Annotated in this window: 15 protein-coding genes, 1 rRNA gene and 1 riboswitch; of the genes, 14 read left to right on the forward strand and 2 right to left on the reverse strand. The window is 39.7% G+C overall.

The window, feature by feature from the left end; translation table 11 throughout:
* Nucleotides 1-95: ribosomal RNA gene (gene rrf / locus JOC86_RS20050) — 5S ribosomal RNA — on the forward strand; the annotation flags it as partial.
* An 879-nt stretch (nt 96-974) separates the two neighbouring features.
* On the opposite strand, the gene JOC86_RS20055 is transcribed toward rrf, so the two are convergent.
* Nucleotides 975-2,471, reverse strand: a complete 1,497-nt coding sequence (locus tag JOC86_RS20055; protein ID WP_205174740.1) for a gluzincin family metallopeptidase — start codon at nt 2,469-2,471, stop codon at nt 975-977.
* 457 nt (nt 2,472-2,928) lie between these two features.
* Nucleotides 2,929-3,108, reverse strand: a complete 180-nt coding sequence (locus JOC86_RS20060; protein WP_205174741.1) for a small, acid-soluble spore protein, H family — start codon at nt 3,106-3,108, stop codon at nt 2,929-2,931.
* 211 nt (nt 3,109-3,319) lie between these two features.
* Here JOC86_RS20060 and JOC86_RS20065 point away from each other — a divergent pair, with 211 nt between their 5' ends.
* The 13 genes from JOC86_RS20065 (at nt 3,320) to purH (ending at nt 16,043) form a co-directional block, all read left to right on the forward strand.
* Nucleotides 3,320-3,892: a DUF2179 domain-containing protein gene (locus JOC86_RS20065; protein WP_472925695.1), complete on the forward strand. Its 573-nt coding sequence runs from the start codon at nt 3,320-3,322 to the stop codon at nt 3,890-3,892.
* On the forward strand, nt 3,870-4,064 hold the full coding sequence (locus JOC86_RS20070) for an NETI motif-containing protein (protein WP_205174742.1): 195 nt from the start codon (nt 3,870-3,872) through the stop codon (nt 4,062-4,064). The genes JOC86_RS20065 and JOC86_RS20070 overlap by 23 nt, the downstream gene beginning before the upstream one ends.
* A 77-nt stretch (nt 4,065-4,141) precedes the next feature.
* Nucleotides 4,142-4,244, forward strand: a riboswitch (purine riboswitch).
* A gap of 172 nt (nt 4,245-4,416) precedes the next feature.
* The gene (purE, locus tag JOC86_RS20075) at nt 4,417-4,881 is read left to right on the forward strand and encodes a 5-(carboxyamino)imidazole ribonucleotide mutase (protein ID WP_205174973.1); all 465 of its coding nucleotides are present in this window, start codon (nt 4,417-4,419) and stop codon (nt 4,879-4,881) included.
* Nucleotides 4,868-6,025, forward strand: coding sequence for a 5-(carboxyamino)imidazole ribonucleotide synthase (gene purK / locus JOC86_RS20080; RefSeq protein WP_205174743.1), 1,158 nt, complete (start codon nt 4,868-4,870; stop codon nt 6,023-6,025). The genes purE and purK overlap by 14 nt, the downstream gene beginning before the upstream one ends.
* Nucleotides 6,022-7,320 (forward strand): adenylosuccinate lyase, encoded by a 1,299-nt coding sequence (gene purB, locus JOC86_RS20085; RefSeq protein WP_205174744.1) that lies wholly within the window; start codon nt 6,022-6,024, stop codon nt 7,318-7,320. The genes purK and purB overlap by 4 nt, the downstream gene beginning before the upstream one ends.
* A 267-nt stretch (nt 7,321-7,587) precedes the next feature.
* The gene (gene purC, locus JOC86_RS20090; protein ID WP_205174745.1) at nt 7,588-8,307 is read left to right on the forward strand and encodes a phosphoribosylaminoimidazolesuccinocarboxamide synthase; all 720 of its coding nucleotides are present in this window, start codon (nt 7,588-7,590) and stop codon (nt 8,305-8,307) included.
* Nucleotides 8,300-8,554, forward strand: a complete 255-nt coding sequence (gene purS / locus JOC86_RS20095) for a phosphoribosylformylglycinamidine synthase subunit PurS (protein WP_205174746.1) — start codon at nt 8,300-8,302, stop codon at nt 8,552-8,554. The genes purC and purS overlap by 8 nt, the downstream gene beginning before the upstream one ends.
* Nucleotides 8,551-9,237 carry a phosphoribosylformylglycinamidine synthase subunit PurQ gene (gene purQ, locus JOC86_RS20100; RefSeq protein ID WP_205174747.1) on the forward strand — a complete coding sequence of 229 codons (687 nt, stop codon included), beginning with the start codon at nt 8,551-8,553 and terminating at the stop codon, nt 9,235-9,237. The genes purS and purQ overlap by 4 nt, the downstream gene beginning before the upstream one ends.
* Nucleotides 9,221-11,455: a phosphoribosylformylglycinamidine synthase subunit PurL gene (gene purL, locus JOC86_RS20105; protein WP_205174748.1), complete on the forward strand. Its 2,235-nt coding sequence runs from the start codon at nt 9,221-9,223 to the stop codon at nt 11,453-11,455. The genes purQ and purL overlap by 17 nt, the downstream gene beginning before the upstream one ends.
* On the forward strand, nt 11,431-12,852 hold the full coding sequence (purF, locus tag JOC86_RS20110; protein WP_205174749.1) for an amidophosphoribosyltransferase: 1,422 nt from the start codon (nt 11,431-11,433) through the stop codon (nt 12,850-12,852). The genes purL and purF overlap by 25 nt, the downstream gene beginning before the upstream one ends.
* Nucleotides 12,853-12,864: 12 nt before the next feature.
* Nucleotides 12,865-13,899 carry a phosphoribosylformylglycinamidine cyclo-ligase gene (gene purM, locus JOC86_RS20115; RefSeq protein WP_205174750.1) on the forward strand — a complete coding sequence of 345 codons (1,035 nt, stop codon included), beginning with the start codon at nt 12,865-12,867 and terminating at the stop codon, nt 13,897-13,899.
* An 18-nt stretch (nt 13,900-13,917) separates the two neighbouring features.
* Nucleotides 13,918-14,490, forward strand: coding sequence for a phosphoribosylglycinamide formyltransferase (gene purN, locus JOC86_RS20120; RefSeq protein ID WP_205174751.1), 573 nt, complete (start codon nt 13,918-13,920; stop codon nt 14,488-14,490).
* Between the two features lie 17 nt (nt 14,491-14,507).
* Nucleotides 14,508-16,043, forward strand: coding sequence for a bifunctional phosphoribosylaminoimidazolecarboxamide formyltransferase/IMP cyclohydrolase (gene purH, locus JOC86_RS20125; RefSeq protein WP_205174752.1), 1,536 nt, complete (start codon nt 14,508-14,510; stop codon nt 16,041-16,043).
* Nucleotides 16,044-16,078 lie beyond the last annotated feature (35 nt).

Raw genomic sequence — 16,078 nt, forward strand, 5'->3', positions numbered from 1 at the left:
GTCACACCCGTTCCCATGCCGAACACGGAAGTTAAGCTCTTCAGCGCCAATGGTAGTTGGGGGATTCCCCCTGTGAGAGTAGGACATCGCCAGGCCAATAAGAAAAAGAGTAGCCCGAAAAGGTTACTCTTTTTTTGTATTTTGAAAATATAAACCCGCAAGGGTGTTCAAAGTGTTTTGCAGGAGCAGCAGCCCCATCTAAGGCAGAGCGAGGGTTTCGAGGAGCGAGGAGGTCGAGGACGCGAACGAAAGAAGACCGGAGTGGGGTAACCCCACGAGGATCTGAAAGAGAGAAGCGGACGAAGAGATCCGAAGCTCATCGGAAGCCGCAGCCAGCGCCAATGGTAGTTGGGGGGCCCCTGTGAGAGTAGGACATCGCCAGGCAAATTGGAAAAGAGTAGCCCGAAAAAGTTACTCTTTTTTGTGATTTAAATGAATCCATAGAGTAGCTCCATTCTACGGAGAGTACGCGAGCGAAAGAAGACCTGTGTGGAGTAACTAGATAAAATCTGAAAATATTACGTAAAAATGAACGGTTTTTATCGAAAAGTCCTTATTTTCAATCTGTTTTACGGATTGAAAAGGGGGGGTTTTTAAAAATGTGCCCAGATGATTAATTATTGACTGTGAGTTTGAGTAGTGAAGACAGTTTATTTTCAACTTTCCCCCTTCTATCGATTCCTCGACATAAAGCGACATAATATGCCTAGATAAAAGGCAGAATTTCGAACTAAAGAAAATGCTGCGATATTCTTAACCACTCATTCATATGTGTTAAAGTTAAAAATCAAAATATAATATTAAAAAACCTGGTGAAATTCCTAAGTAGTTCCGATAACGTGGAGAAAATCCAAATTCACAGGTAAAATACCATATGAATTATCAACATGATAACAATGTAGTAAGCACACAAAAAAGCTTGAGGCAAAATTAAAAAGCTCAAGCTTTTTAATTTGCATTCTTTTAATATTTATTTAAAATTCCACCTTCGCCAATTTTTTTGCCAAGTATGCAAAAGTATGAGGTTCACCGCAAAGCCTCTCTACACGTTGATCCCAAGAGTATAACTGATTTGGTCTAATAAACTTTTTAATGAGTTCTTGAAATAAATCTGTTTTTTTATAGAGGCTTGTTACTGCGAACTTCTCCCGAATCATGTCTCGAATAGCATAAGCATAATTATAATCTTGGAAAAATGCTGGGTTTTCAATGTAAAACATCTCACTTGCAGGGTGGAACGTTTCTCCATCGCACCCAAATACTCGAGGATAGTACTCATTTGCGATTTCTTGAAATGAACGCTCTGGATTTTTATATAATTCAAATTCCACTATGCTGTAATAATAATTCATTTTTAACATTTTTATATCTGTTAAATGATTGATTTCTCTAATTTGAGAATAAACATCATCTTGAATGTCAAAGTTATTTTTCAGGAATTCTCGGTCTGTTATTATTGTTTGAAATAACTCTGCAATTGCTTCGGCTGCTATGCTTGAATAGAAACGATAAAGCTCTGGATATTGATAAGAACTGAAATGACCATCAAGTACATGCCCCATCTCATGAATACCCGATAAAAACACCGAATATGAATCTCGTTTATTCACTACTAATCGAAGATCGTTAGGGTTGATATTTATGCAGAAGCCGCCATAAGGTATTTCTAAACTCTCAATCCTTACAGGTAGTTGGTCAGTAGGAAATCCTATACTATTAACTATATCGTTTAACACCTCTTTCAACCGATTGGCTGTAAATGCATTGCTTTGAATAGTATTAAAATGAAACGTTGAAAAATATTGATCATAAAGATGTATCTTTTCCCAACCAAACTTTTCTACTATTCTATTATCCCAATAGTCTGAGGTTTCTTCTGTTTGTTCTAGTAATTTTTCCATTTCTTTAATGTATGTATTCATGTTAATTTCCTTGAGACTACATCTAAAATGATAGTAGTTACTATAACCTTGATTTTTGGCTAATTTGTTTCTTTTTTGGATTAGCTTTCGAAATAAATCTTCATTTTCTTTACCGATTTTCTTTGATTCTAATAAAAGCTGCTTCCGAAGCACTCTGTCTGGATTTTCCATAATATTGGAATGAACAGTCCCAAGATTAAATTCTTTTCCGTTTAATGTAAATTTGCTATCCATTAAATTTGATTGTAATCTTTGCTGTATCTTTACAACCTCTGGATGACTATCTAGTTCTTCTTGTTTCATTTTAAATAAGAATACATCTAGTCGCCTTTTCCAAACTTTATTGTTGATAAGAGTATTTCTCCATGATAATAATGTTTCAATAAGTTCTTCGTCTGTCATTAACATATGTTTAATCTTTGTAATTTCATCGATTCTACTAGATTGTTTGTTTCCTGTATACATCTCATAGTACAAACGCTCTTCTTCTTGATAAAGGAGATCGAGCTTCTCAATTTCCTCGTTATATGCTTTTTTCCAATCTTGCATATCTGTTATTATTTTTAATCGGTCAAAGTTAAGCAGAATTCATCATCTCATTTCTAGTTTTCGCTTAAAGTCAATTCATTTTTTGATAATCGATTCGATATCATGATGTCAATAAGTTAGACGGTTAAAAAATGCTAAGTTTCAATTATTTGTTTATTCCATTAACCTGTCTCGTTAGTTGAATTGAATAATATTCAAAATCTTTAATTATATTTTACAATAAAATGATACTCATCCTTGATTTTTCTTAAAATTGCGAGAATTGATACAACAAAAGACAAGGGAATTAGTACACAAATTCACACGATGACTATAATTTCTCTGTAAAAATATTGACGTACCAACGAAAAAAAGCATACCAATTACTGTGCTAATTGGTACGCTAATTCATATGCTAACTACTATGTTTCTCCACGAAGACGGAACTACTTAGGAAATTCCCCAAGCTTTTTTATTATTACTCCTCCACAAGACTCTCAATATTAACAATGGTCCTTTCCTCAAGGGGACCTCTTAGATGGACAGTCGCTGTTTTTCCGTCTTCGTTTAGTTGATCAATCCATACAGAACTGTTGTTATATTTGACTTCGATGTCAGCTGATGAAGATAGGATTTGTTTTACACGATTTACGTTCACTGATGTTCACTCCTAATATTTAGTCGGTTTAGTTTATCTAAATAAAGGAAAGATTATTCTTGATTAAAATTTTCCCTTTACCTTCAAATAATTACCTGTGAATTTTTAGAAAGAATTATGTTGTTTACTGGTTCGCAAATTAAGGATTTTCTAGTAAAATAAATACTTAATTTGAGCATGATATTATTAGGTATAGAGGGGGAACAAGCTTTTGTTAGAAAACAGCTATATGATGGTCGCTATTATTCTCATAATCAATATTGTTTATGTTTCCTTTTTTACGATTAGAATGATTCTGACTTTGAAAGGGTATCGATATGTTGCCGCATTTGTCAGTATGATTGAAGTGGTGATTTATGTGGTGGGGTTAGGGCTTGTTTTAGATAATCTAAATGAAATTCAGAATTTAGTGGCCTATGCTGTTGGTTACGGTCTTGGTGTTATTGCTGGGATGAAAATTGAAGAGAAGCTTGCTCTTGGTTATATAACGGTTAATGTGATTACAAAGGAATATGATCGCAATTTGCCTCATGAGTTAAGATCAAAGGGATATGGAGTAACAAATTGGGCTGCTAACGGCCTTGAAGGGGATCGGATGGCGATGCAGATCCTGACTCCGAGAAAATATGAAATGAAGCTATATCAAACGATTAAGGAACTAGATCCTAAGGCGTTTATGATTGCCTATGAGCCTAAGGCCATTCATGGAGGTTTCTGGGTAAAGTCAGTGCGAAAAATGCGTAAAGGGAAGTTGAAGGTTAATGAGCAAAAAGAAGATGTTTGAAGTAGGAGAAAATGAAACGATTGAAGGATGTTTGGAAAGAATGAATGATGAAGGATTTAGGCCTGTTAGAAGAATGGAAAAACCAGTGTTTAAAGAAGAAAAGGTAAAAGGTAAATCGGAAATTGTCCCTGCAGGACAGAAAATTGTCTTCGAGGGGAAGAAAACGGATTAAAATACGAACAATAATTTTCTGACATTTATTGAATGTTCGATTTTTCGTTGACGTTTCCGCAGACGCTTGTTAAGATAAAGGTAACAAGGATACACCCTCATATAATCTTGGGAATATGGCCCATAAGTTTCTACCCTGTCACCAACAAATGGCAGGACTATGAGGGAAAGTAGCGGACTGTGGAGATAAGGGCAGAGTCTCTCTATAAAGAGGCTGACACGCCTTGAAAACGATCCCCAGCCTAACTGCTTTCTCTTAGGAGAGACAGTTTGGCTGGGGGTTTTTTTATTCGACAAAATTCGGGTGGTGCCAGGCACCATAGTTTGGGGGATTAGCTGTGATTGGTGTGATTATGGGAAGTACGTCAGATTGGGATACGATGAAGTTAGCATGTGAGGTGCTTGAGGAGTTAGAAGTGCCATATGAGAAGAAGGTTGTGTCTGCACATCGTACACCTGATTATATGTTTACTTATGCTGAGTCTGCTCGTGAACGAGGGATAAAAGTCATTATTGCAGGAGCAGGGGGAGCAGCTCATTTACCAGGAATGGTCGCTGCGAAGACAACGTTACCAGTTATTGGAGTTCCCGTTAAATCGAAAACGCTTAATGGCATTGATTCACTTTACTCTATCGTGCAAATGCCAGGAGGAGTTCCGGTTGCTACAGTGGCGATTGGAAACGCTGGTGCAACAAATGCAGGATTACTGGCAGCTCAAATTCTTTCCATTGAAAATGGAGAATTGGCAGAGCGTTTGGAACAAAGAAGGGAAGCACTTAAACAAAAAGTATTAGAAAGCAGTGATGACCTTGACTAAAACAATCTATCCAGGACAAATGATCGGAATCATTGGCGGAGGACAATTAGGTAGAATGATGGCCCTTTCTGCTAAAGAGGCAGGGTTTCGAATCGGAGTATTAGATCCGACTCCTAATTCTCCATGTGGACAAGTAGCAGACTATGAAATTACTGCGGATTACGATAATTATGATGCACTTGAACGCTTAGCAGATAAATGTGATGTGATTACATTCGAGTTTGAAAATATAGATTATGAAGCACTTAAATGGCTTACAAAAAAAGCTTATGTTCCACAAGGGGCTGAGCTGATAAGAATTACTCAGAATCGAATTACAGAGAAGGAAGCACTTGTGTATGCGGGTGTTTCTGTGGCACCTTATGCAGTAATCAACGACAAACAAGATATCTATGATAATATAGAAAAGCTTGGTTTCCCTGCTGTATTAAAGACGGCAAGAGGAGGATATGACGGTAAAGGTCAAATCGTTTTGAAAAGCAGGGAGGATATCAATCGTACTGAACCCCTTTTACAAAACGGTCCCTGCGTATTGGAAAAGTGGATGAACTTTGACAAAGAAATATCGGTGGTTATTACAAGAAATCCAAGTGGCGAAATGACCTATTTTCCTGTCGGCGAAAATATTCATCGAGACAATATTCTTCATCAAACGATTGTCCCGGCTAGAATAAGTGAGGAAGTAAAGGAAAAAGCTATTCATATAGCCCAGAGAGTCTCCGAAACACTGGATTTAGTCGGGACATTGGCGATTGAAATGTTTCTCGACTATGACGGCGAAGTTTTTGTGAATGAGCTTGCCCCACGTCCGCATAATTCAGGTCATTATTCGATTGAAGCTTGTGAAACCTCACAATTTGCACAGCATATCCGTGCCGTTTGTAATTGGCCGTTGAAAAGTACAAACCTTAATAAACCAGCTGTTATGGTCAATTTATTGGGAGAGCATCTCGAAGAATTAAAGAAGCAAATCCCTACACGTCCAGATTGGTCGATTCATCTATATGGCAAAGAAGCTCCGAAAGAAAAAAGAAAGATGGGGCATGTAACCATTCTAACAGAGGATATCGAACAAACACTTTCTGAAGTGAATGAAGCAGGGATTTGGAATGCTCAAGAAAAGATCGGAGGAAACGTAAAATGATTGAACGTTATACACGCCCGGAAATGGGAGCAATATGGACAGAAGAAAATCGCTTTCAAGCATGGCTTGAAGTAGAGATTTTAGCTTGCGAAGCCTGGGCGGAGCTTGGGGATATTCCAAAAGAAGATGTGGCTAAAATTAGAGAAAAGGCAAGCTTTGATGTGAACCGCATTTTAGAAATCGAACAAGATACACGCCACGATGTCGTTGCTTTTACGCGTGCAGTCTCTGAAACTTTAGGGGAAGAAAGAAAATGGGTACACTATGGCCTAACTTCTACAGATGTAGTCGATACAGCGCTGTCTTACCTGTTAAAGCAAGCGAATTCCATTATCTTAAAAGACTTAGAGAATTTCATTGACATCTTAAAAGAAAAAGCGAAAGCCCATAAGCATACGGTGATGATGGGTAGAACGCATGGGGTCCATGCAGAACCAACAACTTTTGGTCTTAAGCTTGCCCTTTGGTATGAAGAAATGAAGCGTAATCTTGAAAGATTCAAACAAGCTTCAAAGGGAGTCGAGTTCGGGAAGATTTCAGGAGCTGTTGGAACCTATGCAAATATCGATCCATTTGTTGAAAGCTATGTGTGTGAAAAGCTGGGCATCCAGCCGGCACCTGTATCAACACAAACCCTGCAAAGAGATCGTCATGCACACTACATGGGTACGCTTGCATTAATTGCAACATCGATTGAAAAAATGTCCGTTGAAATCCGCGGGTTACAAAAAAGTGAGACGCGTGAAGTTGAGGAATTCTTCGCTAAGGGTCAAAAAGGATCATCGGCAATGCCGCATAAGCGTAATCCGATCGGCTCTGAGAATATGACAGGGATGGCAAGAGTCATCCGCGGTTATATGATGACTGCTTATGAGAATGTACCTCTATGGCATGAGCGAGATATCTCTCATTCTTCTGCAGAAAGAGTGATCTTACCAGACGCAACGATCGCTTTGAACTACATGTTAAATCGCTTTAGCAACATTGTGAAAAACTTAACGGTCTTCCCAGAGAATATGAAGAGAAACATGGATGCTTCATTAGGGTTAATTTACTCTCAACGTGTTCTTCTTGCGCTGATCGATAAAGGGATGACACGTGAAGAAGCATATGACACGGTCCAGCCGAAAGCGATGGAAGCATGGGAGAAACAGGTTCCATTTCGTCCATTGATTGAAGCGGAAGAAGTGATTTCTTCTAAGCTTTCTCCAGCTGAAATTGATGACTGCTTTGATTACAATCACCACCTTAAGCATGTAGATACGATCTTTGACCGTTGCGGTCTAAATGATTAATCACCTTAATTAGGTTGTTTTCGCATAGATTTTTGCTTTTCGAACAAGAATAGAAACCCGTAGTGAATAAGGTTTCGGGGCATCTTTTCGTTAATGCAATTAGTGTTTCACTGATATTGTATGATTTAAGATGTTTATCATTGATCAAAAGCAACAAAGTTACGAAAAGAGCCTTTAATTAAATAGGGAATGGCCATCAAGCCTTCCCTTTTTTCATCTCATTATAGACAGAAGATTGCTAATTATTAAAACTTGGAGGTCTTTTTCATGGAAAAAAGAGGTCTACTTTATGAGGGGAAAGCGAAGAAGATTTTCTCTACAACAGATGAGTTTACAGTTTGGATAGAATATAAAGATTCCGCAACCGCCTTCAACGGAGAGAAGAAAGAAACGATTGAAGGAAAAGGAAGATTAAATAACCTGATTACAAGCTTACTCTTCACTTCTTTAAAAGAAAAAGGGATCGAAAGTCATTTTATTAAACAAGTTTCAGATTATGAGCAACTGGTCAAACGTGTAGAAATTATTCCTCTAGAAGTCGTTGTCCGAAACATTGCGGCTGGAAGTTTAGCCAAAAGAATTGGATGGGAAGAAGGAACGCCTTTAAAGAGTCCGATTGTCGAGTTTTACTACAAAGACGATGATCTTGGTGACCCGCTTCTAACAGTCGATCATATTGAACAATTAGAGCTTGCGAGTGTAGAAGAATTGAAAACTCTAAAGGAAATGGGCTTAAAGGTAAATACCATTTTACAAGAATTATTCAATGAAGTTGGCATACAGTTAGTCGATTTTAAGCTTGAGTTCGGGAAGGACGTTGATGGGAAGATCTTGCTTGCTGATGAGATCTCACCAGACACCTGTCGCTTATGGGATAAAGAGACAGGACAAAAGCTTGATAAGGATGTTTTCAGACGAGACTTAGGTAGTTTAACAGATGTATATTCTATTATTCTTACAAAATTAGGAGGACCCCAGCATGTATAAAGTTAAAGTTTATATCACATTAAGAGAGAGTGTACTAGATCCACAAGGAAAAGCGGTAAAACAATCATTAAACAGCATGAATTTTCCAGAGGTTGAAGATGTGCGTATCGGAAAATACATGGAGCTTATGATTGCTCCAACAGATAAAAGTGTTGAGGAAACAGTGAAAGAAATGTGCCACCGCTTACTAGCAAATCCAGTAATTGAAGATTACACTTACGAAATAGAGGAGAGTGTCACAAAATGAAATTCGCTGTAATCGTATTTCCAGGATCAAACTGTGATATTGATATGTACCATGCGATTAAGGATGAACTGGGTGAAGAAGTTGAATACGTTTGGCACGATGCTGATAATCTAGAAGAGTTTGATGGAATTCTTCTACCAGGCGGATTCTCATATGGAGATTATTTGAGATCAGGAGCGATTGCTCAATTTTCTAACGTGATGTCAGAGGTTGTTAAAGCAGCAGAACAAGGAAAGCCAGTACTTGGAGTTTGTAACGGATTTCAGATTTTACTAGAAGTAGGTTTACTTCCAGGTGCAATGAGAAGAAACGAGTCATTGTCCTTTATATGTGAAACAGTGCCTCTAAAGGTTGAGAACAATAAAACATTGTTTACGAGTCAATATGAAAAAGATGAAGTCATTCAAATCCCTATCGCTCACGGTGAAGGAAACTACTACTGTGACGAAGAAACATTAAAAGGTTTACAAGAGAACGGTCAAATCGTCTTCACTTATAGTGGGAAAAACCCTAACGGAAGTGTAAGCGATATTGCAGGAATCATGAATACTAAAGGAAATGTACTTGGAATGATGCCTCACCCTGAGCGTGCAATGGAAGATTTACTCGGTAGTTCAGATGGGAAAAAATTATTCCAGTCGATTGTGAAGAATTGGAGGGAATCACATGTCGTTAATGCTTGAACCAAATACAACTCAGATCAAAGAAGAGAAATTGTATCAGCAAATGGGATTGACGGATGAAGAATTTGCGACGGTTGAAAAAATTCTTGGAAGAACTCCGAACTATACAGAAACAGGATTATTTTCTGTAATGTGGTCAGAACACTGCAGTTATAAAAACTCTAAGCCGGTTCTGAAAAAGTTCCCGATTACAGGTGAGAAGGTTCTGCAAGGACCAGGTGAAGGTGCAGGAATTGTCGATATCGGCGATGAGCAAGCAGTAGTATTCAAAATTGAAAGTCATAATCACCCATCTGCTATCGAGCCTTACCAAGGTGCAGCGACAGGTGTTGGAGGCATTATCAGAGATGTATTCTCGATGGGAGCAAGACCGATTGCACTCCTTAACTCATTACGTTTTGGAGAGCTAGAGACTGAACGCGTAAAGTATCTATTTAAAGAAGTAGTAGCAGGGATTGCTGGCTATGGGAACTGTATCGGAATTCCAACAGTCGGAGGCGAAGTCCAGTTTGATGCTTCTTATGAAGGAAATCCACTAGTAAATGCTATGTGTGTCGGACTTATTGATCACAAGGATATTAAGAAAGGTCAAGCACATGGCGTTGGAAATACTGTAATGTATGTAGGAGCGAAAACGGGTCGTGATGGCATTCACGGAGCGACTTTTGCATCGGAAGAGCTTGGAGAAGATTCAGATGAGAAGCGCCCAGCAGTTCAGGTTGGAGATCCGTTTATGGAGAAGCTGCTAATCGAAGCGTGTCTTGAACTTATTCAATCAGATGCTCTTGTAGGAATTCAAGATATGGGGGCAGCAGGACTTACAAGTTCTTCAGCTGAAATGGCAAGTAAAGCCGGTTCAGGAATTGAAATGAATCTTGATCTAGTACCGCAGCGTGAAATAGGAATGACGGCATATGAAATGATGCTGTCTGAATCACAAGAAAGAATGCTGATTGTCGTTAAGAAAGGCAGAGAGCAAGAAATTGTTGATTTATTCTCTAAATACGATCTTGATGCTGTAGCGATTGGACATGTAACAGATGATAAAAACCTTCGCCTTCTTCATAACGGTGAAGTAGTGGCAGATGTACCAGTTGATTCACTTGCTGAAGATGCTCCTGTTTATCATAAGCCATCTAGAGAGCCTGAATACTTTAAGAAGTTCCAACAAACGGAAATTAATCTTCCTGAAGTGAAGGATTATAAAGAAACTCTCTTACGTTTACTTCAACAACCAACGATTGCAAGTAAAGAGTGGGTTTATCGACAGTATGATCATCAGGTTCGCACAAGTACAGTTGTATCACCTGGATCAGATGCGGCGGTTGTTCGTGTCAGAGGTACAAGAAAAGCATTGGCGATGACAACAGATTGTAACTCACGTTATTTATATTTAGATCCTGAAGTTGGCGGACGCATCGCCGTTGCAGAAGCGGCAAGAAACATCGTTTGTTCGGGTGCACAGCCACTTGCGATTACAGATTGCTTAAACTTCGGTAATCCTGAAAAACCAGAAATCTTCTGGCAAATTGAAAAAGCGGTAGACGGTATGAGTGATGCTTGTCGTCAACTATCAACACCAGTTATTGGGGGAAATGTTTCGTTGTATAACGAATCAAAAGGAACAGCGGTTTACCCTACACCTGTTGTTGGAATGGTTGGGTTGATTGAAGACTTAGACCATATTACAACACAAGCCTTCAAAGCTGCAGGCGATCTCATCTATGTCATTGGTGAATCCAAAGGGGAATTCGGTGGAAGTGAGCTTCAAAAAATGTTAATGGGAGACATTTTTGGAACATCTCCAAGTATAGATTTAACAGTCGAGTTAGACAGACAGAAATCATTATTAACAGCGATTCAAAAAGGACTTGTAGCTTCTGCTCATGATTTAGCAGAAGGAGGATTAACTGTAGCACTTGCTGAGTCCACTTTTGGAACAAAAGAGCTTGGAGCGGCTGTACAGCTATCAGGTGAAAACTTGGTGGCAGAAATGTTCGATGAAACACAATCACGCTTTATTGTCTCTGTAAAACCAGAGAATAAAGAAAGCTTTGAAGCGATCATGCAGGATGCACGTCATATTGGTTATGTAACTTCAGATTCTAAGCTGACGATAACAGATCAAAACGAAGAAGTTCTTTTAACAACAGATACGAATCAACTAGAATCAGCGTGGAAAGGAGCTATCCCATGCTTGCTGAAATCAAAGGCTTAAACGAAGAGTGTGGAGTTTTTGGAATATGGGGACATCCAGATGCTGCACAAATTACGTATTATGGTCTTCACAGTTTGCAGCATAGAGGTCAAGAAGGAACGGGTATTGTTGTAACAGATGGGGATAACTTAAAGGGATTAAAGGGAGAAGGTCTAGTAACGGAGGTTTTTCAAGAAGGGTCATTGGATCCTTTACAGGGGAATGGCGCTATTGGTCATGTACGGTATGCAACAGCTGGAGGCGGAGGGTATGACAATGTTCAGCCTCTCCTCTTCCACTCTCAAAGTGGGGGTCTTGCACTTGCCCATAACGGGAATTTAGTCAATGCGAACGCGTTAAAGCACCAGCTTGAACAACAAGGAAGCATCTTTCAAACTAGTTCAGATACAGAGGTTCTTGCCCATCTTATTAAACGAAGTGGTTATACTTCATTCAAGGATCGAGTGAAGAATGCACTGACAATGTTAAAAGGGGCCTATGCCTTTTTAATCATGACTGAGACGGAAATGATGATTGCCCTAGATCCTAATGGGCTTAGACCACTTTCTATCGGAAAGCTTGGAGACGCCTATTGCGTGGCTTCTGAAACATGTGCGTTTGATATTATCGGAGCGGAATTTGTTCGTGATGTTGAGCCGGGTGAATTGATCATGATCTCTGATGAAGGATTAAAGTCTGAACGCTTTACGGTGTCTAGCGGATGTTCCATGTGCACAATGGAATATGTCTATTTCTCTCGTCCAGACAGCAACATCCAAGGCATCAATGTTCATTCTGCGAGAAAAAGAATGGGTGTTCAGCTTGCAAAAGAAGCTCCAATTGAAGCGGATGTCGTAACAGGTGTACCAGATTCAAGTATTTCTAGTGCGATTGGGTATGCAGAGGCTTCTGGTATTCCATATGAGCTCGGATTAATTAAAAACCGTTATGTGGGACGTACGTTTATTCAACCTTCTCAAGAACTAAGAGAACAAGGGGTTAAAATGAAGCTCTCACCTGTAAGAGGTGTAGTGGAAGGTAAACGAGTTGTGATGGTAGATGATTCGATTGTGAGAGGAACAACGAGTAGACGTATCGTATCCATGCTAAAAGCGGCGGGGGCGAAAGAGGTTCATGTTTGTATCAGTTCACCTCCTATTAAGAACCCATGCTTTTATGGAATCGACACGTCAACACATGAAGAGCTTATCGCTTCTTCCCACTCAGTAGAAGAGATGAGAGAAATCATCGGGGCGGACTCCTTGACCTTTTTAAGTGTAGAAGGAACTCTTGAAGCTGTTGGACGCAAAGATCCATCGGAAAACCGCGGACAGTGTTTAGCATGCTTTACAGGGAAATATCCGACAGAGATTTATCCAGATACGTTACATCCTTATGAAAAAGAGCTCGTACGTTAAGGGGGATTTACAATGGCAAATGCCTATCGTCAAGCAGGCGTTGATATAGAAGCGGGATATGAATCCGTCAATAGAATGAAGAAGCATGTCGAACGAACAGGTCGCCTTGGGGTGCTTGGTCCATTTGGCAGCTTTGGGGGAATGTTTGATTTATCGGCTTTGAACCTTAAAGAACCAGTTCTTGTTTCTGGGACAGATGGTGTTGGAACAAAGCTAAAGCTTGCCTTTATGATGGATCAGCATGATTCAATCGGAATTGATTGTGTTGCAATGTGTGTCAATGACATCGTGGCACAGGGAGCCGAGCCCCTTTATTTCCTTGATTATATCGCATGTGGAAAAGCTGTTCCTGAGAAAATGGAAAGCATTGTGAAGGGAATTGCGGATGGCTGTGTCGATTCTGGCTGCAGTTTAATTGGCGGAGAAACAGCAGAAATGCCTGGAATGTATGATGAAGAAGAGTATGACCTTGCTGGATTTGTTGTTGGTGCGGTTGAAAAGAAGGATATCATTACAGGAGACAAAATTACTGCAGGAAATAAGTTAATTGGGCTCCCTTCTAGTGGTATACACAGTAATGGTTACTCTTTAGTAAGAAAAGTATTTTTTGAAAAGAATGATTTTGAATTAGATTCTGTTTTACCAGAAGTTGGTACTACTGTTGGAGAAGCTTTACTTACTCCAACAAGAATCTATGTGAAGCAAGTATTGTCTGTGTTAAAAAAGCACTCCATAAATGGAATGGCCCATATTACAGGTGGAGGTTTTATTGAGAACATTCCAAGAATGCTCCCTGAAGGGCTTGGTGCAAAGATTTCGCTTGGAAGCTGGCCGGTTTTACCAATCTTTCATGTTCTTCAGCAAAAGGGTGAAATTCCTTGGGAGGAAATGTTTAACATTTTCAATAACGGAATTGGAATGGTCTTAGCCGTCAACGAAAACGAGGCAGACGCTATTATAGGACTTTTAAAAGAATTGGGAGAAGAAGCCTATATCATTGGTGACGTTATAAATGAAGAGGGAGTACATTTTGAAGGCAGTCTTTAGAAAGGGACGGAGGAAAATATGAAACGAATAGCCATTTTTTCATCTGGAAGCGGAAGTAACTTTCAAGCCCTTATCGATGCTACTCAAAAAGGTAGTCTTCAAGCGACTGTTGAGCTTCTTGTCTGTGATCAGCCTGATGCGTTTGTTATTCAGAGAGCACAAGCGGCAGGAATCCCTACTTTTGTTTTTCGGGCTAAGGATTACAACTCCAAAATGGAATTTGAGACAGAGATCATCGCTCAACTAGAGAAAAGGGGAATAGAGTTTATCGTCTTAGCTGGATATATGAGACTGATCGGTCCTACTTTACTACAGCCATTCTCAAAAAGAATCGTGAATATTCACCCCTCTCTTCTCCCTGCTTTTCCTGGTAAGGATGCCATTGGTCAAGCCTTGGAATACGGTGTGAGAATAACAGGTGTAACCGTTCACTATGTCGATGAGGGAATGGACACAGGTCCAATTATTGCTCAGGCTCCAGTAGAGGTTTACCCAAATGAAACAAAGCAATCACTTCAAGAGAAAATTCATGTGGTGGAGCATCAGCTTTATGCAGAAACATTAAACCACCTCTTTATAACAGAATTCTAGTTTAGGAGGAAGACGGAATGAAAAAGAGAGCTCTCATCAGTGTATCAGACAAAAGTGGTGTAGTTGAATTTGCACGAGCGCTAGAAGAAATCGGATATGAAATCCTATCCACTGGTGGAACGAAAAACGTTCTCCATGAAAACGGAATTAACGTCATTGGCGTAGACGATATTACAGGATTTCCAGAGATTTTAGAAGGAAGAGTCAAAACCCTGCACCCTTCCATTCATGGCGGACTACTTGCCAAACATGATAATGAGGCCCATAAGGCTCAATTAGAGGAACAAAATATTACTCCTATCGATCTCGTTTGTGTCAATTTATATCCGTTCCAACAGACGATTGCTAAGCCGAATGTTACGGTAGAAGAAGCGATCGAGAATATTGATATCGGCGGACCGACAATGCTTCGTGCGGCTGCAAAAAATCATCAATATGTAACAGTGGTTGTCGATGCATTAGATTATGACGGTGTCTTAACTCAGTTAAAAGAAGCTGGAGAAGTTTCCATAGAGAATCGTCGTAAATTAGCGGCTAAGGTTTTCCGTCATACAGCTGCATACGATGCCCATATTGCTGAATATGTAACAGAAGTATCTGGTGAAGAAGAACCGGAAAGAATGACGTTCACTTATGAGTTAAAACAAACATTGCGCTATGGTGAAAACCCTCATCAAAAAGCGGCCTTCTATCGTCAGCCTCTTGGCTCTGAGTTTTCCATAAGCATGGCGCGTCAGCTTCATGGAAAAGAATTATCGTACAACAATATCAATGATGCCAATGCAGCATTACAAATTGTAAAGGAATTCTCTGAACCCGCTGCTGTTGCTGTGAAGCATATGAATCCATGTGGTGTTGGTGTCGGTGAAACGATTGAAGCTGCTTTTCAAAAAGCTTATGAAGCAGATTCTACTTCCATCTTTGGCGGGATTGTTGCCCTAAACCGAGTGGTTGATAAAGAAACGGCAAACATGCTTCATGAAATCTTTTTAGAAATTATTATTGCTCCTGCTTTTACAGAAGAAGCACTGGAGATCTTAACGAGTAAAAAGAATATCCGTTTATTAACGATTCCTTTTGAATCGGCAAAGAAAACAGAGAAGAAGCTTACAAGTGTTGAAGGTGGACTTCTTGTTCAAGAAGATGACGTGTTCACACTTGATAATGCGGATGTTCGTGTCGCAACAAAACGCGAACCAACGGAAGAAGAATGGGCGGCCATGAAGCTTGGCTGGAAAGTGGTTAAGCACGTGAAGTCCAATGCTATTGTGTTAACAAATAAAGAAATGACGATTGGTGTAGGTGCTGGGCAAATGAATCGTGTCGGAGCGGCGAAGATTGCCTTGGAGCAGGCTGGTGAAAAAGCAGTAGGATCTGCCATGGCTTCTGACGCATTCTTCCCTATGGATGATACCGTAGAAGCAGCGGCAAAGGCTGGAGTAACCGCAATTATTCAACCAGGTGGCTCAATCCGTGATGAAGATTCCATTAAAAAAGCGGATGAGTATGGAATTACTATGGTTCTTACAGGTGTAAGACATTTTAAACATTAATAATAAGGGCTGTCTCATGATGTGGGATGGCCTTA

The sequence above is a fragment of the Rossellomorea pakistanensis genome (assembly GCF_016908495.1).
GTDB classification, from domain to species: Bacteria; Bacillota; Bacilli; order Bacillales; family Bacillaceae_B; genus Rossellomorea; species Rossellomorea pakistanensis.